Origin of the sequence: Stenotrophomonas sp. LM091 (genome assembly GCF_001806305.1) — a bacterium.
Classification (GTDB): domain Bacteria; phylum Pseudomonadota; class Gammaproteobacteria; order Xanthomonadales; family Xanthomonadaceae; genus Stenotrophomonas; species Stenotrophomonas bentonitica_A.
The window spans coordinates 1,969,545-1,988,594 of record NZ_CP017483.1 but is presented as its reverse complement, the minus strand read 5'-3'; the positions used below and the strand labels follow the sequence as shown (position 1 = coordinate 1,988,594).

The 19,050-nt window shown below is 67.9% G+C and carries 16 protein-coding genes and 1 pseudogene; 9 read left to right on the top strand and 8 right to left on the bottom strand.

Features of this window, described 5'->3' with window-relative positions:
* Positions 1–14: 14 nt before the first annotated feature.
* Genes BIZ42_RS08680 through BIZ42_RS08665 form a run of 4 tightly spaced genes read right to left on the bottom strand, consistent with a single transcriptional unit; the run spans position 15 to position 3,611 of the window.
* Complete coding sequence (locus BIZ42_RS08680) at positions 15–911, bottom strand: epimerase (protein ID WP_070426186.1); 897 nt, start codon at positions 909–911, stop codon at positions 15–17.
* A gap of 5 nt (positions 912–916) precedes the next feature.
* Complete coding sequence (panE, locus tag BIZ42_RS08675; RefSeq protein ID WP_070427487.1) at positions 917–1,855, bottom strand: 2-dehydropantoate 2-reductase; 939 nt, start codon at positions 1,853–1,855, stop codon at positions 917–919.
* Positions 1,855–2,655, bottom strand: a complete 801-nt coding sequence (locus BIZ42_RS08670; protein WP_070426185.1) for an ABC transporter permease — start codon at positions 2,653–2,655, stop codon at positions 1,855–1,857. The genes panE and BIZ42_RS08670 overlap by 1 nt, the downstream gene beginning before the upstream one ends.
* A complete protein-coding gene (locus BIZ42_RS08665; protein ID WP_070426184.1) occupies positions 2,652–3,611 on the bottom strand; it encodes an ABC transporter ATP-binding protein in 960 nt (319 codons plus the stop codon). The genes BIZ42_RS08670 and BIZ42_RS08665 overlap by 4 nt, the downstream gene beginning before the upstream one ends.
* 104 nt (positions 3,612–3,715) lie before the next feature.
* Between BIZ42_RS08665 and BIZ42_RS08660 the strand changes: the two genes are divergently transcribed.
* From BIZ42_RS08660 to BIZ42_RS08640, 5 genes are all read left to right on the top strand, one after another.
* On the top strand, positions 3,716–4,465 hold the full coding sequence (locus tag BIZ42_RS08660; protein WP_083279823.1) for a ferredoxin--NADP reductase: 750 nt from the start codon (positions 3,716–3,718) through the stop codon (positions 4,463–4,465).
* Positions 4,466–4,594: 129 nt separating this feature from the next.
* Positions 4,595–5,764: a GGDEF domain-containing protein gene (locus BIZ42_RS08655; protein ID WP_070426182.1), complete on the top strand. Its 1,170-nt coding sequence runs from the start codon at positions 4,595–4,597 to the stop codon at positions 5,762–5,764.
* Between the two features lie 116 nt (positions 5,765–5,880).
* Positions 5,881–7,398, top strand: coding sequence for an alpha/beta hydrolase (locus BIZ42_RS08650; RefSeq protein ID WP_070426181.1), 1,518 nt, complete (start codon positions 5,881–5,883; stop codon positions 7,396–7,398).
* A 34-nt stretch (positions 7,399–7,432) separates the two neighbouring features.
* Positions 7,433–8,179 carry an ATP-binding cassette domain-containing protein gene (locus tag BIZ42_RS08645; RefSeq protein ID WP_070426180.1) on the top strand — a complete coding sequence of 249 codons (747 nt, stop codon included), beginning with the start codon at positions 7,433–7,435 and terminating at the stop codon, positions 8,177–8,179.
* Entirely contained in the window at positions 8,176–9,360 is a 1,185-nt protein-coding gene (locus tag BIZ42_RS08640; protein ID WP_019185451.1) for an ABC transporter permease, read from the top strand. The genes BIZ42_RS08645 and BIZ42_RS08640 overlap by 4 nt, the downstream gene beginning before the upstream one ends.
* 182 nt (positions 9,361–9,542) lie before the next feature.
* On the opposite strand, the gene BIZ42_RS08635 is transcribed toward BIZ42_RS08640, so the two are convergent.
* From BIZ42_RS08635 to BIZ42_RS08625, 3 genes are all read right to left on the bottom strand, one after another.
* Positions 9,543–10,775: an MFS transporter gene (locus tag BIZ42_RS08635; RefSeq protein WP_083279822.1), complete on the bottom strand. Its 1,233-nt coding sequence runs from the start codon at positions 10,773–10,775 to the stop codon at positions 9,543–9,545.
* A 230-nt stretch (positions 10,776–11,005) separates the two neighbouring features.
* Positions 11,006–12,007: an energy transducer TonB gene (locus BIZ42_RS08630; RefSeq protein ID WP_019185449.1), complete on the bottom strand. Its 1,002-nt coding sequence runs from the start codon at positions 12,005–12,007 to the stop codon at positions 11,006–11,008.
* Between the two features lie 187 nt (positions 12,008–12,194).
* Positions 12,195–12,830, bottom strand: coding sequence for a TIGR00645 family protein (locus BIZ42_RS08625; protein WP_070426178.1), 636 nt, complete (start codon positions 12,828–12,830; stop codon positions 12,195–12,197).
* Positions 12,831–12,936: 106 nt separating this feature from the next.
* Here BIZ42_RS08625 and BIZ42_RS08620 point away from each other — a divergent pair, with 106 nt between their 5' ends.
* The 4 genes and pseudogenes from BIZ42_RS08620 (at position 12,937) to BIZ42_RS08605 (ending at position 18,464) form a co-directional block, all read left to right on the top strand.
* Positions 12,937–13,626 carry a glutathione binding-like protein gene (locus BIZ42_RS08620; RefSeq protein WP_070426177.1) on the top strand — a complete coding sequence of 230 codons (690 nt, stop codon included), beginning with the start codon at positions 12,937–12,939 and terminating at the stop codon, positions 13,624–13,626.
* A gap of 170 nt (positions 13,627–13,796) precedes the next feature.
* The gene (locus BIZ42_RS08615) at positions 13,797–16,025 is read left to right on the top strand and encodes a S9 family peptidase (protein WP_070426176.1); all 2,229 of its coding nucleotides are present in this window, start codon (positions 13,797–13,799) and stop codon (positions 16,023–16,025) included.
* Positions 16,026–16,064: 39 nt separating this feature from the next.
* The gene (locus BIZ42_RS08610; protein ID WP_046273032.1) at positions 16,065–16,574 is read left to right on the top strand and encodes a cytochrome c oxidase assembly factor Coa1 family protein; all 510 of its coding nucleotides are present in this window, start codon (positions 16,065–16,067) and stop codon (positions 16,572–16,574) included.
* A 79-nt stretch (positions 16,575–16,653) separates the two neighbouring features.
* Positions 16,654–18,464: pseudogene (locus tag BIZ42_RS08605) on the top strand (DUF885 domain-containing protein).
* Between the two features lie 104 nt (positions 18,465–18,568).
* On the opposite strand, the gene BIZ42_RS08600 reads toward BIZ42_RS08605, so the two are convergent.
* Entirely contained in the window at positions 18,569–19,027 is a 459-nt protein-coding gene (locus tag BIZ42_RS08600; protein ID WP_019185443.1) for a hypothetical protein, read from the bottom strand.
* Positions 19,028–19,050 lie beyond the last annotated feature (23 nt).

Sequence of the window (19,050 nt, the reverse complement as noted above, 5' to 3'; positions counted from 1 at the left end):
CCGACGGTCATGGACTACCGCAGGGCAGGGCGTCCGTCGCCGTGGGCCCACGCGTCGTCCAGCCCTTCGCGATAGGTCGTGAACCGTGGCTGCCACTGCAGTGCCGCGCGCGTGGCGCGGCCATCGATGCGCTTGTTGCTGGTGTAGAAGCGGCGCAGTGAGGCGGCCACCTCGGGTGCGTGCCACGCCTGCACGACGGGCAGCGGCAGTCCACTCAGCGCCGCGGCGTAGGCCACCACGTCCTGTGGCGGCGCCGGTTCGTCATCGCTCAGCAGATGGAGCGCAGCGCCAGCAGGCCGCTGCATCGCCGCGAGCACGCCGCTGGCCAGGTCCACCACGTGCAGCCGGTTGAAGACCAGCCCCGGCCGCACCACCTGCTTCGCCTTGCCTTGCGCCAACTGCACCAACGCATTGCGTCCGCGCCCATACAGGCCCGGCAGCCGGAACACCGCCGACGCACTGCCACGCGCGTGCGCGAACGCTTGCCACTGCTGTTCCGCGCGCAGGCGCTTCAGGGCGGTCTCATCGGTCGCATCGGCGGCAGACGTCTCGTTGACCCAACCGCCATCGCGGTCGGCGTAGACCGCGGTGGAGGAGAGATAGCCGACCCAGCGCAGTGCAGGGCTGTCGCCCAGCGCATCGATGAGCAGGCGCAAGGCCGGGTCGCCGTCTGCATCCGGTGGCACGGAGCAGACGATGGCCTCGGCCGTGCGGATCGCCTCGCGCAGGCCCGCGCTGATCGGTTCGCCTGCAACCAGACGGTGGCGGAGCAGCCCATCCGCCGGCGCACTGGCGGGATCGCGTACGGTGCCGCTGCAGGCCACCCCGTTCGAGTGCAGCAGCGCGGCCAGATGCCGCCCGCTATAGCCCAGGCCCAGCACCAGCACGTGGGACGGCAGCGCGGCAGGCATGGCGCTCAGGCGCTGCGCTGCTGCTGGTAGGCCTGCAGGTGCGCATAGGCCACGGCCAGCAGCGGTGCGGCCTGGCCGGCCGCCCGTGCCCGTACCAGCATGTCGCCGACGATATGCTCGGCCTCGACCTGTTGGCCGGCCTCCAGATCGCGCAGCATCGACGCCTTCAACGCCGAGCCGGACTGGGTGGTCGCGGCCAGTGCGATCTCCTGCGCCTTGGCCGGGATCGGCTCGCCGGCCGCCTCGGCCACCGCCAGGCACTCCTCGTACAGGCCCCGCACGATCGCCGCACCGTCATCGGTGGCCACGATCGTGCCGACATCGGCGCGCATCAGGCAGGTCGCCGCCGCCAGCGTGGTCAGGAAGGTGTACTTGATCCACTGCTCCTGCCCGATCGCATCGGTGGCGACGTGGTCCACGCCCGCCTGCACGCAGGCCGCCGCCAGCGCCAGCACGCGCGCGCTGCTGCCGGTGCCGTCGCGCTCGCCGAAGGTCAGCTTGGCCGCCGGCGCCAGATGCACCACCGCGCCATCGGCGGCCTTGGTCGCGCTGATGAAGCACAGCCCACCCAGCACCGCGTCGCGGCCGAAGCGCGCGTCGAGATCAGCGTAATGGCGCAGTCCGTTGAGGATCGGCAGCACCGTGGTGCGCGGGCCGACCGCCGGGGCGATCGCCTCGATCGAACTGGCCAGGTCGTAGGCCTTGCAACTCAGGATCACCAGGTCGAAGGGTTCAGCGCTCGCCAGCGCAGGCAGCGCCTCGGCGGTGACGTGCTGGACCGGGAACGACGCATCGCCCAGCGGACTGCGCAGCACCAGGCCCTCGCGCGCAAGCTGCGCCGCGCGCGCCGGGCGCACCAGGAAGGTCACGTCCACGCCGGCCTGGGCCAGGCGACCACCGAAGTAACCGCCGGTCCCGCCGGCACCGAGGATCAGGATGCGCATCAGCTGCGCATCCCCACGCCACGCTTCAGCAGCCACAGCGCCAGCGCGGTCAGGGCGACCACGAAGCCGATCATCAGCGCGTAGGCCACCCACAGCGGCACGTCGCTGGTGCCCAGCAGGCCGTAACGGAAGGCGTTGACCATGTAGAAGATCGGGTTGGCGTGGGTGGCCGCTTCGGCCCAGGTCGGCAGCAGCTTCACCGAATAGAACACGCCGCCCAGGTAGGTCAGCGGGGTCAGGATGAAGGTCGGCACGATCGCCACGTCATCGAACTTCTTGGCGTACACCGCGTTGATGAAGCCGGCCAGCGAGAAGATCGTCGCGCCCAGCAGCACCGTGGTCAGCGTCACCAGCGGATGCGGGATGCGCACCGGGGTGAAGAACATGGCGATGATCAGCACGATCACGCCGACCATCAGGCCGCGCAGCACCGCACCGGACACATAGCCCCACAGGATCACCCAGTTGGGCATCGGGCTGACCAGCAGCTCTTCCACGTGGCGGCCGAACTTGGCGCCGAAGAACGAGGAGCTGATGTTGCCGTAACTGTTCTGGATCACGCTCATCATCACCAGGCCCGGCACGATGAACTGCATGTAGCTGTAACCCCCCATCTCACCCACGCGCGAGCCGATCAGGCCGCCGAAGATCAGGAAGTACAGGGTCATGGTGATCGCCGGCGGCACCAGGGTCTGGCCCCAGATGCGCAGGATGCGCGCCACTTCGCGGCGCACGATGGTCATCAGGGCGATGCGGTTGCGCTGGCCGTCGGTCAGGACCGGGGTCGGGATGCTGCTCATGCCACGTTCTCCTGGTTGCCGGTGAGGCGCACGAACAGCTCCTCCAGGCGGTTGCTCTTGGTGCGCATCGAGCGCACGCGGATACCGGCGGCGTTCAAGGCGTCAAACACGCGGTTGAGGTCCATCGCGCGCGGCATGTCCACGTCCAGCGTGTGGCTGTCGGTGGCGATCAGGATCGCGCCGTCGATCTCCGGCAGCTGGGCCGGCAGGCTGCCGTCGATGTCGAACAGGAAGCCCTCCACGTCCAGCTTGGCCAGCAGTTCGCGCATCGGGCCCTGGGTGACGATCTGGCCGTGGTTGATGATGGCCAGGTTCCGGCACAGGTGCTCGGCTTCTTCCAGGTAATGCGTGGTCAGGATGATCGTGGTGCCGGCCGCGTTGATCTCCTTGAGCACGCGCCACATGTCGCGGCGGATCTCGATGTCCACGCCGGCGGTCGGCTCATCCAGGATCAGCAGCCGCGGGCGGGTCATCATCGCGCGGGCGATCATCAGGCGGCGCTTCATGCCCCCGGACAGGGTGCGGCTCATCACCTGCGCCTTGTCCCACAGGTGGGCGCGCTTGAGCTCCTCTTCGGCCATCTTCTCGGCCTCGGCACGGGCCACGCCATAGAAGCCGGCGTAATTGACCAGGATGTCGAAGGGTTTTTCGAACAGGTTGAAGTTGATTTCCTGGGGGACCAGGCCGATCAGGCGCATGGTGGCGCTGCGGTGGCGCACCAGGTCGCTGCCGAAGACCTCGACCTGGCCTTCGCTGAGGTTCACCAGCGAGCTGATGATGCCGATCAGGGTCGACTTGCCGGCGCCGTTGGGGCCCAGCAGGGCGAAGAAGTCGCCCGGGGCCACGTCCAGCGAGACGCCCTTCAGCGCCTGGGTGCCGTTGTCATAGGTTTTGCGGAGGTCACGCACCCGCAGGGCGGGCACGGCGGTGGGCGCGGGAGTGTTCTGGGAAGCCAAGCTCTTGCCTTCGCGCCTATGGGCTGGCGCTGGATAGGGGCGGGGAGCGGCTATTATAGAAGACCCCGAGGGCTTGCCCCGGCTACACACTGTCCCGAAAAGTCGTGCCTGCTCAATTCCCCCTCAAACTGGTCGACCGGCGCATGCTGGCCCCGACCGTCGGCCATTACCAGTTCCTGCGTGATGACGGCCAGCCGCTGGATTTCCAGCCCGGTCAGTTCATCCAGGTCCATTTCGAGTACGCCGACGGCACCGCTACCAAGCGCAGCTATTCGCTGGCGACCATTCATGATCACGCCCTCGGCGCGGGCGATGCGGTCGATATCGCGGTCAGCTTCGTCCCTGGCGGCGCCGCCACCTCCCTCTTCGAGGGCCTGGACATCGGCGGCCACGTCAGCGCCAGCGGTCCGTTCGGCCGGTTCTGCCTGCAGCCGGGCGACCACAACGCCCGCTACCTGCTGATCGCCACCGGCACCGGGGTCACCCCGTACCGCTCGATGCTGCCGCTGCTGGCCACCGCCATGGCCGAGCGTGGCGTGGAGGTGGTCCTGCTGCAGGGTGCCCGCACGCCGGCCGAACTGCTCTACAGCGAGGACTTCTATGCCTTCGCGGCCGCCCACCCGGGTTTCCGCTACGTGCCGTGCCTGTCCCGCGAGCTGCCGGAAAACCCGCATCCGGACGTGCGCCACGGCTACGTGCAGCAGCACCTGGCCGAGTTCGCCCCGAGCGCGGCCACCGACATCGCCTACCTGTGCGGCAACCCGGACATGGTCGATGCCACCTTCGAGGCGCTGAAAGAGGCCGGCCTGCCGACCCCGCAGGTGCGGCGCGAGAAGTACGTCAGCAGCAAGTAACCCCGCTTTCCGGCGCGCCGCTGGCCGGTGCGCGGCAGGCAGGCGCCGCTGCCCGGTCCCGGACCAGGCAGCGCTGCAGCGTGGCGGGCGGTAAGATGCGCCGCGCGCCGCTTCCGCCTGGCTGACTCGATGCCCCTGGATTTCCCCACTATTGCCGTGCTCGGCTTCCTGCTGTGCCTGGGCATCGCCATGGGTTTTTCATTGCTGCTGCTGGTGCTGCGCCGGCAGCCGGCGCTGCGGTTGTGGACGGCCAGCCTGTGGATGCTCTCGGTCAGCCTGACCCTGGTCGCGCTGCGGCCGTACCTGCCCCATGTAGCCGGAATCCTGTCCGGCAACGTCGCGGTCGCACTGTCCGGCGTACTGATGCTGTACGGCGTGGCGCGTCATCTTGGCCGTCGGCTGCCGGCGTGGCAGCCGGTGGCATTGGCGGCCACCTATCTTGGCGCGATCGCATTCTTCCTGGTGGTCCATCCCAGCCTGGTCATCCGGCTGCACGTGTTCAGCGTGTTCGCGGTCCTGCTCAACGGATGGATGACCTGGCTGCTGCTGCGCCACGCACCGCCGGCGCAGCGCACCAGCTGCCGGCTGGCGGCGGTGGTGTTCGCCGCGCAGACCCTGCTGTACCTGGTCCGCCTGTTCCTGCCGGTGGCCCCGGATGCGGGTGACGACCTCCTGCGCGCGGGTGCGCCGGTCTTTGCCACCTACCTGGTCGGGCTGATCCTGGAGCTGGCGCGGTGCTTCGCGCTGGTGCTGCTGCTGGTGGAACGGATGCTGGTGGACCTGCAGCGATTGGCACGCACCGACGTACTGACCGGCCTGCTGAACCGCGGGGCGGTGCTGGCCGACGGTGCCAGCCTGCTGGAGCTCAACCGCCGCCCCGGGCGACCCCTGGCGTTTCTGCTGCTGGACGTGGATCACTTCAAGCAGATCAACGACCGCTGGGGACACCTGGCCGGCGATGCGGTGCTGCGGCATGTCGCCGACGTACTGAGCACCTGCGTCGCCGATCGCGAGCACCTGCTGGGCCGCTATGGCGGGGAAGAGTTCGTCCTGCTGCTGCCGGGGGCCGATCAGGCCCAGGCGCGGCAGTGCGCCGATCGCCTGCGCCAGGCGCTGCGTGAGTCGCCCGCGCGGCTCGACGGCGTGCCGGTGCCGGTGACGGCGAGCATCGGCCTGGCGATCGATCAGGGCACAGGCGACATGGCGCGCCTGCTCGGTGAAGCCGATGCCGCGCTGTACCGGGCCAAGGCCGACGGCCGCGACCGCACCATGAGCGCGGTGGCCTTGACGGTGCAGTGAGGTGTACGGCGACGCCGCCGCCTTCCCCGGCACGGGGCCAGCCGTGTAAGTTGGGTCACATCGGCCACGCCCACGCGTCGTGGTGGCATGATCTTCAACAAGGGGAAGTACGGAAGATGTCTACACACCACCTGAGGCTGGCCGGTGCGCTGGTCGCCGCCCTGTGTGCCGGCTGTGCGCCTGTACCGGACGATGCATCCGGCGCCGGCGCCGCTCAACGCCTGTACGGCACGCTCGCGTTCCAGCCCTGCACCCTGACCAGCGCGCAGGCCAGCGCGAACGTGGAGGCACAGTGCGCCACGCTGCAGGTGCCGGAAAATCCGGCCGAACCCGACGGTCGCAGAATCGGCTTGAACATCGCCTGGCTGGAGGCCGGCAATGACGGCGCCGGCAAGGCCGACCCGGTGTTCTTCCTCGCCGGTGGCCCCGGCCAGGCCGCGACCGAGGTCGCCGCACCGGTGAACATGGCGCTGCGCGATGTGCGCAAGCAGCGCGACATCTTCCTGATCGATCAGCGCGGCACCGGCAAATCCAATCCGCTCACCTGCCTGGATGCGCAGGGCAAGGAGCTGCCGCTGGACGAGAACGCCGCGCCGAGCGCGGGCCTGATCGAAGACTATGCCCGTCGCTGCGCGCAGTCGTTGACCGGCCGCGCCGACACCCGGTTCTACACCACCACCGAGGCCATCGGCGACCTGGATACGGTGCGCAAGGCGCTGGGCGTGGACAAGGTCAACGTGATCGGCGGCTCCTACGGTACGCGTGTGGCACAGCAGTACGCCGCGCATTATCCGCAGCACACCCGCACCGTCGTGATCGATGGCGTGGTGCCGAACGACCTGGTGGTCGGCGGCGATTTCGCCAACACCTTCGAAGATGCGATCACCCTGCAGTCGGCACAGTGCCGCCAGGATCCGATCTGCGCCCAGCGCTTCCCGGTCGATACCCGCACCCAGCTGCGCAACGTCATGGCCACGCTGGCCAAGGCACCGGTCGAGGTCGAGTACCGCAATCCGGGCACCGGCCAGGCCGAACGCGATGTATTGACCGCCGATTCGGTGACCGGACTGGCCTTCATGTTCTCGTATATGCCCGAGCTGTCCTCGCTGCTGCCGGTAATGCTCGATGAAGCCGCGCAGGGCCGCTATGCGCCGCTGATGTCGCTGAGCAAGATGGCCAGCCGTACGCTGGGCGTGCAGATGAACCGTGGCATGCAGTGGTCGGTGCTGTGTGCCGAGGATGCCGACCGCTATCAGGAAAGTGCGCAGGGCGACCGCGTGCTGGGCCCGGAAGTGGCGCGCATGTTCTTCGCGGCGTGCCCGGCGTGGAACGCCGGTTCGCGGCCGAAGGATTTCACCACGCCGTTCGCTTCGTCGCTGCCGGTGCTGCTGCTGTCGGGCCAGTTCGATCCGGTCACGCCGCCGCGCTATGCCGAGCAGGTCGTCAAGCAGCTGCCGAACGGGCGACACCTGCTGGCCAAGGGCCAGGGCCACGGCACGATCAACGCCGGCTGCATGCCGCGCATCCTTGGCCAGTTCATCGACACCGCCGATGCCAAGTCGCTCGATGCCACCTGCCTGGACACCCTCAGCCCGGTGCCGGCGTTCACCTCGTTCAACGGATGGGCCCCATGAACCGTTCCTCCCACCGCACCGGGGAGGTGCGCGCATGATCGTCGCCGAGAACCTGCATAAAGCGTTCAAGACCAAGACCGGCCTGATCCACGCCGTCCAGAACGTCGGCTTCCGGGCCGAAGACGGCCGCATCACCGGCCTGCTCGGGCCGAACGGTGCCGGCAAGACCACCACCATGCGCATGCTGTACACGCTGATGAAGCCCGACCAGGGCCGCGTGCTGGTGGATGGCATCGACGCGGCGGTGGACCCGATCGCCGTGCGCCGCCAGTTGGCGGTGCTGCCCGATGCCCGTGGGGTCTACAAGCGCCTGACCGCGCGCGAGAACATCGCCTACTTCGGCCAGCTGCACGGCCTGAGTGCCGCGCGGATCCGCGAGCGCACCAAGGTGTTGTCCACGGCGCTGGAGATGGAGGACATCCTCGACCGCCAGACCGAAGGGTTCTCGCAGGGCCAGCGCACCAAGACCGCGATCGCCCGCGCCCTGGTGCACGACCCGCGCAACGTGATCCTGGATGAGCCCACCAACGGGCTGGACGTGATGACCACGCGCGCGCTGCGCGGCTTCCTGCGCGGGCTGCGCGACGAGGGGCGCTGCGTGATCTTCTCCAGCCACATCATGCAGGAGGTGGCCGCACTGTGTGACCACGTGGTGATCATCGCGCAGGGCACGGTGATGGCCGCCGGCAGCGCCGATGAGCTGCGCGCACAGACCGGGGAAAGCAACCTGGAAGATGCCTTCGTCAAGGCGATCGGTACCGAAGAAGGATTGCACGCATGAGTTCGTTCGCCACGCTGTTGACCGTGATGCGCAAGGAACTGCGCGATCTCTCCCGCGACCGCCGCACCCTCGCGCTGACCCTGCTGCTGGGGCCACTCCTGTATCCGGTGCTGATCCTGGGCATGAGCAAACTGGCCGAAAGCCGGGTCAAGACGCAGATCGAGCAGCCGCTGGAGATTCCGATGATCGGCGGCGAGCATGCCCCCAATCTGGTGCGTTTCCTGGCATCGCAGGGTCTCAATGCGACCGAGGCACCGAAGGACCTCACCGAAGCGATCCGAAGCCAGCGCATTGATGTGGCGCTGCGCATCAGCCCGGACTTCGGCAAGGACTGGGCCGACGGCCGCCCGGCGCTGGTGGAGATCATCAAGGACAGCACCCGCCGCGCTGCCGATATTCCCAGCAGCCGTCTGGAAGCGGCCTTGGGTGGCTACAGCCAGCAGGTCGGTGCCCTGCGCCTGCTGGCGCGCGGGATCGATGCACAGGTAGCGCGCCCGCTGGACGTCGCCGCGCAGGACCTGGCGACCGCCGAAGCCAAGCGCGGGATGATGCTCTCGGTGCTGTTGCCGATCCTGCTCACCATCACCTCGTTCCTGGGCGGTGCCTACCTGGTGATGGATACCACGGCCGGCGAACGTGAGCGGCAATCGCTGGAGCCGCTGCTCGCCACCCCCGCACCGCGCAGCGCGATCGTCAGCGGCAAGATCGCCGCGGCCTGCGCCGTGGGTGTCGCATCGCTGCTGCTGACCCTGGCGGCCTTCAAGATCAGCGCGCAGCTATCCTCCGGCGGGGTAGGCCGGCAGCTCAACATGGGCTTCCTGCCGATGCTGCAGATGCTGCTGATCATGCTGCCGATGCTGTTCATCGGCACCTCGCTGCTGACCTTCCTGTCGGCGGCGGCCAAGAGCATGAAAGAAGCCCAGAGCCACATGACCTGGCTGATGCTGCTACCGATGCTGCCCGGTTACGCGCTGATGGTGTACCCGATCAAGAGTGAGCTGTGGCAGTTCGCGGTGCCGTTCCTGGCGCAGAACCAGATGCTGCTCAAGATCATCCGCCACGAAACGATCAGCGCGCAGATGTGGGCGGTGTATCTGGGCGCGGGCTTCGGTCTGGCGGCGCTGTTCTGGTATGCCGCGGTGCGGCGCTACCATCAGGAACGGTTGGCGATTTCGGGTTGACGGCAGGCGGGCAGGACGCCGAAAGGCGTTCTGCCTCGCGACCGACGAGCTCGGGGCGCGGTAGGGAAGGGCACTCCGGGAGATGAACGCAATGCTCCCTGAGGGGCGGTCGAATAGCGGTTCATCCAACGTCATGCCGCGATGAACCGCTTCCCTGCACGAAGAGGAGTGCGGGGCTCCGCTCAGGGGTCAGGACGTTCCGCTCGATCCGGCGGGACAAAATAGATCCACCAGGTAATCAGGCAGGCCGTGGCGGAGAACGCCATGACCGAGACGTAGCTCCAGCGGATGGAGATGTACGGCGCTGCCGCACCCAGCAGAAGATAGGTCGCCAGGATCAACACGCTGGAGGCGGCATTTCCGGCTGCTTGAACACGCCCCTGCATGGCGGGGTCGGTCAGCTCCTGGGCAGCCGTCGTCACCACCGGCCAGGTGGCCAGTCCACCCCCGATGAGGAAGTACAGGAGCAGGGCACTGGCGAAGGACTCCGCCATCGCGAACAGCGCAGAACAGATGGTCATCGCCAACGTGGCCATGACCAGTGCCGGACCGTAGCCCCAACGTTGCGCCGAGGCCGGAAGAATCGACGCGCCCACCACAACGCCCAGGGACAGTGCCGCTTCGATGGCACCAAACTCGCCGGCGCTGAGATTCAGGACCACCTTGGCGAAGGGGGCCAGCAGAATACTCGTCGTCATCAATGTGACGTACATCAGCGCCTGCACGCTGTACATGAGCAGCAGGCGACGATGGCTGAGGAGATAGCGCAGCCCCTGCACAAATGCGGCGTGCCGCGTCACGTCACGGGTCGGGCTGATCCCGGCGTCATCGCCCAGCCTGACGCCGATCAGGCACATCAACGCCAATCCGAAGAGGCCCGCAGTCACCACCAGTACCACGGGAAGCGGCGCCAGCATCAGCAGCGCTCCGCTGACCGGCATGCCGATGATGAAGCCGATTTCGAAGGCCACATCCACCGCTGCATTGGCGTCCAACAGATGCTTGGCAGGCACGAGGTCGCGCACCATCGCCAGCAGCGCCGGTGTATACAGCGCGGCGCAGGTCCCCATGCAGAAACCGAGCACAAGCAGCGCGGGTACACCGGGGTAGCGTGCATAAATGACTGCGGCCACCAGCAGCACCACGATCCGCACGGCCTTGGTGATCATGACCACGTACCGCCGATCGTATCGATCCACCCATGCACCAATGGCCGGTGCGAAGATGAGCGAGGGAATCCAGTAGCAGGTCATCAGCCATGCCAGTGCGGACACCGAGGCCTGTTGACCCACGACCGTCCAGGACATGGCAAGCAGGATCATGCCTGCGCCGATGTTGGCAAGCAGGCAGCTCAGCACCACGCGCCGCACCGAAGGGATCTTCAGCAGCTCAAGGCGCCGGGCCAAGTGACTCACGTGGGTGGCCTGTGGGCTGCCGCGGCGTGTATGGCCCCGGCTTTTTCAAGAACAGCGATGTCCATGCGAGGACATGCTGCTACAGATTGTTCACGCCGTTAAGAGGCATTGCTGACAGCCTCTCTGAACAACATGTCGTGAGCCATGAGCGAAAGGCAATACTGCGCGCGGTGTAAAGCAAAAAGGCCCGGATCACTCCGGGCCTTTCGTCCTCCCACCTTACGCTGCGATCAACCGCCTTCCGGTGCGAAGGCAAGCGTGCGGCGCGTGGTGACCGGGGCGCCGACCGGCTCGAACTTCCAACGCTTGACGGCGTTGAGCGCTTCGCGGTCGAACACGCGCGCCGGGGTGGCGCGCAGCACGCGGGCGGCGGTCACCGAACCGTCGGTGCCGACGGTGAGCTCGACCAGCACTTCGCCGGAGGTGCCCGAACGCAGCGCGTCGGCCGGGTAACGGGGGGCCGGGGTGCTGACCGGGCGCAGGCTCGGCGCCGCGGCGGCCTGGCGGGTGGCCGCGGCCTGCTGGGCGGCGGCCTGCTGCTGGCGTTGTTCGGCCTCGCGGCGGGCGGTGGCCTGACGCTCGGCATCCTGGCGGTCGGTGTCGCGGCGCGCGGCTTCCTGCTGCGCGGCGATCTGCCGCGCGGCCTCGGCTTCGGTGCTCTGCTGCTGCGCCAGGCGCTGCTGTTCAACCAGCTGCTTGGCGCGGGTCTCGGCGTCTTTCTTGACCTTGTCGGTCTCTTCCTGGGTGCGCTTGAGCGCAGTCTGCATGCTGCCGCTGATGCCTTGTTTCAGGCGCGGCAGTGCGGGGGCGGCCGGGTCGACCTTTTCGATCAGCGCAACCAGGCGCTGGGTTTCGGCGAAATCCTCGCGGCCCAGGTTCTGCTCGGCGGCGATCAGGGTATAGGGCAGCAGATCGGTCAGCGCGCTTTTGACCGAGGCGTCATCCGGGGTCTTGTCGCGCAGCGCCAGGTAGTACTCGATGGCGTTGTCGCCGGCCGGGGCGTACATGCGGTTCTCGCGCAGGGCCTTGCTGGCCAGCTCACGCAGTTCCTCGGTACCCAGCGACTGGACCTTGGCCGAGACCGCCGGTGCGGCCGGCGCAGCAGTGGGGGTGGCGGGTGCCGCAGGCGCGGCCGGTGCGGTGTCGTCCTTGCCCGAGCAGGCGGACAGGGCGACCAGCAGGATCATCGGCGCGAACAGGCGCGCCGGGCCATGAGTCTTGACGTGCGACATCCAACTCCCCTTTGAAGACGACGATACGTAGGGCCTGATGCGGTCAGGCCGACCGAAGGCCATGGACGTTTCCCGACGTCCATGGCGGACCCGCAGGTGTGCAATCTAGCATCACCCCGCCCGGCCCGGGGGCCAGGCGGTCAGGGCAGGGGGCATCCTCACCGATGCCGCCGCTGCCGGGCAAGCGTCAGTGCGACAGCGCCTTGCTCGGCGTGCCGTTCATCAGCTTGTCGGTGTAGGCGATGCCGATCGCCGAGAGGATGAAGGCGCAGTGGATGATGGTCTGCCACATCACCCCGGTCGAGGTCATGGCCGAGCACTTGAAGGCCGCTGCAGCGCTCGGGCCGATGCTGCTGATCGCCGTCTGCACCGCCAGGATGTACTCCGGGCTGTTGCACGATGGCAGCCCATCCAGATTGCCCGCCGCAATGAACGTCTTCAGCAGGTGGATCGAGGAGATGCCGATGATCGACAGCGCCAGCTTCACCTTCAGCACGCTCGCATTGACGTGGCTCAGCCATTCCGGCTGGTCGGGGTGGTTTTCCAGGCGCAGGCGCGATACGAAGGTCTCATAGCCGCCCACGATCACCATCACCAGCAGGTTGGAGATCATCACCACGTCGATCAGGCCCAGCACCAGCAGCATGATTTCCTGCTCGCCCATGGTGTTGGCCTTGTGCAGCAGGTGCCACAACTCCTTGCCGAACAGGAACACATAAACGCATTGGGCCAGGATCAGGCCCAGGTACAGCGGCAGCTGCAGCCAGCGCGAGGCGAAGATCAGGGAGGACAGGGGACTGATGGGAGTCTGGGTCGAGCTCATGCTGGGATGCTGCGTTGCGGGGACGGCGCAGCGTAACGGTCCGGCTTGACCCTGCCAAGCCGAATGACGGACTAGACTCGGTATTCCCAATCCGCGAGCCGTCGCCATGATCGACCTGTACTACTGGCCCACCCCGAATGGCCACAAAGTCACGCTGATGCTGGAGGAGACCGGCCTGCCATACCGGATCCAGCCGGTGAACATCGGCGCCGGGGACCAGTTCACGCCCGACTTCCTGGCGATTTCGCCCAACAACAAGATGCCAGCGCTGGTCGACCACCAGCCCACCGACGGCGGCGCCCCGCAGAGCGTGTTCGAGTCCGGCGCGATCCTGCTTTACCTGGCCGAGAAGACCGGCCGCTTCCTGCCCGCCGACAGCCGCGGCCGGGTGGCGGTGCTGGAATGGCTGTTCTGGCAGATGGCCGGGCTTGGCCCGATGAGCGGCCAGATGGGCCATTTCAACGTCTACGCGCCCGAAAAGATTCCCTATGCGATCGAGCGCTACGACAACGAAGTGCGCCGCCTGCACGGCGTGATGGACAAGCGCCTGGCGCAGACCGCCTATCTCGGCGGTGAGGCGTACAGCATCGCCGACATGGCCAGCTACCCCTGGATCGGGGCCTACGACAAGCTACCGGTCGATTTCAGCGCCTTCCCGAACCTCAAGCGCTGGCATGACGCGATCGCTGCGCGCCCGGCCACCCAGCGGGCCTACGCCCTGCGCGAGAAGGTGAACCCGCAGGCCGGCAAGCCACTCAGCGAAGAAGAGCGCAGACACCTGTTCGGCCAGCGCTGAACGGATGCTCACCTGCCCGGTAGTGCCGGCCGCTGGCCGGCTCCACGCAGCGGCGCGCGCGGCCGGACGTCCGCCAGCCTCGGCACGATCAAGACGGTTTTGGTTAGGATGAGGCGTTCCCCGTGCCGCGCCAGCGGCCGGGGACTGCCCAGACGCTGCCGGAATCCTTCATGCGCCACCTGTTTGCTTCGCTCGCCCTGATGCTCGCCTCGACCTCGATCGCCCACGCTGAAAAACTGACCCTGGATGCCATCACCGGCCCGCTGCCGTTGTCCGGCCCGACCCTGATGAAGCCCAAGGTGGCCCCGGACGGCTCGCAGGTCAGCTTCCTGCGCGGCAAGGATGCGGACCGCAACCAGCTGGACCTGTGGGCGTATGACATCGCCAGTGGGCAGACCCATCTGCTGGTCGATTCCAAGGTGGTGCTGCCGGGCGAAGAGACCCTGAGCGATGCCGAGAAGGCCCGCCGCGAGCGCCAGCGCATCGCCGCGATGACCGGCATCGTCGATTACCAGTGGTCGCCGGATGCACGCACCCTGCTGTTCCCGCTCGGCGGCGAGCTGTACCTGTACGACCTGAGCAAGCAGGGCAAGGCCGCGGTGCGCCAGCTCACCCACGGCGAAGGCTTCGCCACCGATGCCAAGCTCTCGCCGAAGGGCGGCTTCGTCAGCTTCGTGCGCGCTCGCAACCTGTGGGTCATCGACCTGGCCAGCGGCCAGCAGATCCAGCTCACCGGCGATGGCAGCGACACCATCGGCAACGGCGTGGCCGAGTTCGTGGCCGATGAGGAAATGGACCGCCATACCGGCTACTGGTGGGCGCCGGACGACTCGGCGATCGCCTTCGCCCGCATCGATGAATCCCCGGTGCCGGTGCAGAAACGCTACGAGATGTATGCCGACCGCACCGAGATGATCGAGCAGCGCTACCCGGCCGCCGGCGACCACAACGTCACCGTCAAACTGGCGGTGATCGCGCCGCGCCGGAACGCCGCGCCGCGCTGGATCGACCTGGGCCGCAGCCCCGACATCTATCTGGCCCGCGTCGATTGGCGCGACCCGAAACACCTGACCTTCCAGCGCCAGTCGCGCGACCAGAAGACGCTCGAACTGGTCCAGACCGAGCTGGCCAGCGGCCAGCAGCGCACGCTGGTGACCGAGACCTCGCCGACCTGGGTGCCGCTGCACAACAGCCTGCGCTTCCTCAAGCAGGGCGGTTTTGTGTGGTCGTCCGAGCGCAGTGGCTTCGAGCACCTGTACCGCATCTCCGACGACGGCAAGACCGTCACCGCGCTGACCGCCGGCACCTGGCCGGTGGACGAACTGCTCGCCGTGGACGAAGACGCCGGCAAGGTCTACTTCCGCGCCGGCATGGACAGCCCGCGCGAAAGCCAGCTGTATGCCGTGTCGCTGCAGGGTGGCACGCCGCAGCGCCTCTCGCAGGCGCCGGGCATGCACACCGCCAGCTTCGCGCGCAACGCCAGCGTCTACGTGGACAGCTGGTCCAACACCACCACGCCGCCGCAGATCGCGCTGCACCGTGCCAACGGCGAGAAGATCGCGACCCTGGTCGAGAACAATCTTGACGACCCGGCGCATCCGTACGCGCGCTATCTCGATGCGCAGCGCCCGGTCGAGTTCGGCACCCTGACCGCCGCCGATGGCAGGACCGAACTGCACTACAGCCTGATCAAGCCGACCGATTTCGATCCGGCCAAGCGCTACCCGGTGGTGGTGTACGTCTACGGCGGCCCGGCCTCGCAGACGGTCACCAACAGCTGGCCCGGCCGTGGCGATCACCTGTTCAACCAGTACCTGGCCCAGCAGGGTTACGTGGTGTTCTCGCTGGACAACCGTGGCACCCCGCGTCGCGGCCGTGATTTCGGTGGCGCGCTGTATGGCGTGCAGGGCACGGTGGAAGTGGCCGACCAGCTGCGCGGCGTGGCCTGGCTGAAGCAGCAGGCCTGGGTCGACCCGGCGCGCATCGGCGTGCAGGGCTGGTCCAACGGCGGTTACATGACCCTGATGCTGCTGGCCAAGGCGTCCGACAGCTACGCCTGCGGCGTGGCCGGTGCACCGGTGACCGACTGGGGTCTGTATGACACCCACTACACCGAGCGCTACATGAACCTGCCGGGCAACAACCCGAAGGGCTACGAAGAAGCGCGCGTGCTGGCGCACATCGACGGCCTGCGCTCGCGCCTGCTGCTGATCCACGGCATGGCCGATGACAACGTGCTGTTCACCAATTCCACGGTGTTGATGAGCGCCCTGCAGAAGCGCGGCCAGCCGTTCGAACTGATGACCTACCCCGGCGCCAAGCACGGCCTGTCGGGCAGCAATGCGCTGCACCGCTACCGCCTGGCCGAAGATTTCCTGGGGCGTTGCCTGGCGCCCTGATGCCGCGTTTCCGCCACCGGCCTGACAAGGAGTTTGCCGATGACATTGCCGCCCGCGCTTCCTGGTTCGACCGTACCCACCGGCTGGTGGCGTCGCCACTGGCGCTGGGCGATGCCGCTGGCGGTGGTGGTCGGTATGGCGGCGGCAGCGGGCGCGGTAGGGTTCGCGCTGTCCCAGTGGGCGTACTGGAGCAAGTCCAGCACGCCCTACCAGGAAGCCATGCGCCGGGCGCGCTGCAACATCGAACTGGTGGCGGCCCTGGGTGAGCCGCTGCGCGATGGCTACCTGCCCGCCGGCTCGATGCATTCCAACGGGCAGAGCCAGTTCGTGATCGCGGTGTCCGGCCCGCAGGGCAACGGCCGCATCTTCCTCAATGCCAAGCGCGCTGGCGAGCACTGGGACTACCCGATGCTGTACGTGGTGACCGACGGCAAGGAGGCGATCGATCTGGCCGCCCTGGACGACCTCGAAGCCGCGGACAGTTGCGCGCTCGAAGAGTGCCGGGCGAAGGGGGACTGCCCGCCGGCACCGGAGGCCTTGCAGATCTGAGTGGCGCATGACCTCCGGCCAATTGCCCCGGACCCGCCAAGTGCGTAGGGTCGCAGGCATCCTGCCCTGGAGTTCCTGCATGAAGCCGCTTGTCCTCGCTGTCGCGCTTGCGCTGTCCGTTCCCGCCGCGCTGTCGGCTCCCCGGCCCTGGCCGCGCCGGCAGCCGCCAAGCCCGCCGCTTCGCCGGCCTGGGTGACCCGCAGCAATCAGCTGGCGCAGATCCTGCTGGATGCGCAGGGCCCGTTCCAGCCGGAAGAAACCGGCTTCTTCGGCGTGCCGGGCTACGACGACAAGGTGGCCGACTTCGGCCCGGACAATGGCGCCCGCTATCGCGCGGCGATGGCCAAGGCGCGCAGTGAACTGCAGGCCAAGCTCGCCACCGAGCGCGATCCCAACGTCCGCCAGGACCTGGCGATCATGATCGCCGCCGCCGACCAGAACATCGAAGGCAGCGAACTCAACGAGAAGTACCTGCTGCCGTGGAGCGATACCCCGCAGACCGTGTTCAGCGGACTCAACCTGCTGCTGTCCGACCAGGTGCCCGCCGAGCGCCGCGCCAAGGCGCTGGACCGCCTGAAGGCCTACGCCGGGCTTGCCCCGGGCACGCAGCCGGTGACCACGCTGTCGCGCCAGCGCTACGAAGAGCGCCTGGGCGACAAGAGCCTGCTGCAGCCGACGAAGATCGAAGTCGAGCAGTCGCTGGCCAATGTGGATACCTACATCAGCGGCATCGAGCAGCTGTTCGGCAAGTACAAGGTGGCCGGTGCCGAGCAGGCGCTGCAGACCATCGCCAGCCAGCTGCGCGAGTACCGCGACTGGACCCGCCGTGACGTGCTGCCCAAGGCCCGCACCGACGCGCGCCTGCCCGAGCCGCTGTATGCCTACCAGCTCAAGCGCGTGGGCATCGACATCGCCCCGGCGCTGCTGATGCAGCGGGCCCAGCTGGAATTCATGGAGACCCGCTCGGCGATGCGCCAGCTGGCACCGCTGGTGGTGCAGGCCAAGGGCCTGAAGGTCACCGACCCCACCGATCCGGTCGCGGTGGTGCGTGCGCTCAAGGGCGACAAGATTGCCGATGACCAGCTGGAGCACCACTACCGTGGCGTGATCGATGCGATCGACCCGATCATCCGCCGCGAGAAGATCGTCGACGTGCCGCAGCGCCCGATGCAGATGCGCCTGGGCTCGGCCGCCGAAAGCGCCGCCTCGCCGGCCCCGCATTTCCTGCCGGCGCCGCTGGTCGGCAACACCGGCCAGCAGGGCACCTTCGTGCTGCCGCTGGGCAACCCGGCGGCCGGCGACAAGGCTGCGCAGTACGATGATTTCAACTTCGGCTCAGCCGCCTGGACGCTGAGCGCGCATGAAGGCCGCCCGGGCCACGAGCTGCAGTTCACCGCGATGGTGGAGCGCGGCATCTCGCTGGCGCGCACCATGTTCGCCTTCAACTCGGTCAACGTGGAAGGCTGGGCGTTGTATGCCGAAGCGGAGATGGTGCCGTACGAGCCGCTGGACGGGCAGCTGATCGCGCTGCAGTTCCGCCTGCTGCGTGCCGCGCGCGCGATGCTGGACCCGATGCTCAACCTGGGCCAGATCGACCGTGCCAACGCCGAGCGCGTGCTGATCGACGAAGTCGGCCTGTCCAAGGCGATGGCCACCCAGGAACTGGACCGCTACATGGTGCGCATGCCCGGCCAGGCCGGCAGCTACTTCTACGGTTACACCCGCATCCTTGAGCTGCGCATGCAGACCGAGCTGGCGCTGGGCGATCGCTTCGACCGGCTGGCGTTCAACAACTTCCTGCTGGACCAGGGCCTGCTGCCGCCGGACCAGCTGGCCAAGGCAGTGAACGAGGTGTTCGTGCCGAAGTACAAAGGCGCGGCCAAGCGCTGACACGGTTCCGGTAGGCGCGGGGCGTTTTCCGCTAGGCACCGACCGTTGGTCGGTGCGCCGGCCCAGCCGCCACGACCCACGGTCGTGGCCTACCGCGGCGCCGGTTAGCGCTGCGGCGTGATCGTCTGCGTGGGCAAGCGCGGCGCCGGCGGCGGGTTGGGTACCCAGATGGCCACGCCGGCCGCGCGCTTCTGCGTGGTCGGAATGCCGATGCCGACGCCACCGCCCACGTGCGAGCCATAGCTGCCCGCACCGACGGACATGCCCACCGGCGAACCGCTGGAGCCGACGCCCATCAGGATCACGCCATTGGCACCGAGGGCGGCCGCTTCACGCTTGAGCCGCATCACGGCCGCATCGGTCTGGCCCTGCGTGCCGAAGCCGACCGCACTGGCCGACTCGAGCTGGGCGATTTCCTGTGAGCCGGCCGGCGGCGTGGAGTAGATCTGGACCGTGGCCGGATCGACCGGCGCACGTGCCTGGCCGAGCATGACCTTGGAGGTGCTGGCACAGCCAGCGCTGAGCAGCGCCAGGCCCAGCAATGCGGCGCATCGGATGTTCATGGCGTTACCCCTGTGTGTGATGG

Bases quoted from the DNA above. Each gene is read 5' to 3' on its own strand.
- BIZ42_RS08680 (WP_070426186.1), bottom strand. From the start codon at position 911: ATGCCTGCCGCGCTGCCGTCCCACGTGCTGGTGCTGGGCCTGGGCTAT.
- panE (WP_070427487.1), bottom strand. From the start codon at position 1,855: ATGCGCATCCTGATCCTCGGTGCCGGCGGGACCGGCGGTTACTTCGGT.
- BIZ42_RS08670 (WP_070426185.1), bottom strand. From the start codon at position 2,655: ATGAGCAGCATCCCGACCCCGGTCCTGACCGACGGCCAGCGCAACCGC.
- BIZ42_RS08655 (WP_070426182.1), top strand. From the start codon at position 4,595: ATGCCCCTGGATTTCCCCACTATTGCCGTGCTCGGCTTCCTGCTGTGC.
- BIZ42_RS08650 (WP_070426181.1), top strand. From the start codon at position 5,881: ATGTCTACACACCACCTGAGGCTGGCCGGTGCGCTGGTCGCCGCCCTG.
- BIZ42_RS08645 (WP_070426180.1), top strand. From the start codon at position 7,433: ATGATCGTCGCCGAGAACCTGCATAAAGCGTTCAAGACCAAGACCGGC.
- BIZ42_RS08640 (WP_019185451.1), top strand. From the start codon at position 8,176: ATGAGTTCGTTCGCCACGCTGTTGACCGTGATGCGCAAGGAACTGCGC.
- BIZ42_RS08630 (WP_019185449.1), bottom strand. From the start codon at position 12,007: ATGTCGCACGTCAAGACTCATGGCCCGGCGCGCCTGTTCGCGCCGATG.
- BIZ42_RS08625 (WP_070426178.1), bottom strand. From the start codon at position 12,830: ATGAGCTCGACCCAGACTCCCATCAGTCCCCTGTCCTCCCTGATCTTC.
- BIZ42_RS08620 (WP_070426177.1), top strand. From the start codon at position 12,937: ATGATCGACCTGTACTACTGGCCCACCCCGAATGGCCACAAAGTCACG.
- BIZ42_RS08615 (WP_070426176.1), top strand. From the start codon at position 13,797: ATGCGCCACCTGTTTGCTTCGCTCGCCCTGATGCTCGCCTCGACCTCG.
- BIZ42_RS08610 (WP_046273032.1), top strand. From the start codon at position 16,065: ATGACATTGCCGCCCGCGCTTCCTGGTTCGACCGTACCCACCGGCTGG.
- BIZ42_RS08600 (WP_019185443.1), bottom strand. From the start codon at position 19,027: ATGAACATCCGATGCGCCGCATTGCTGGGCCTGGCGCTGCTCAGCGCT.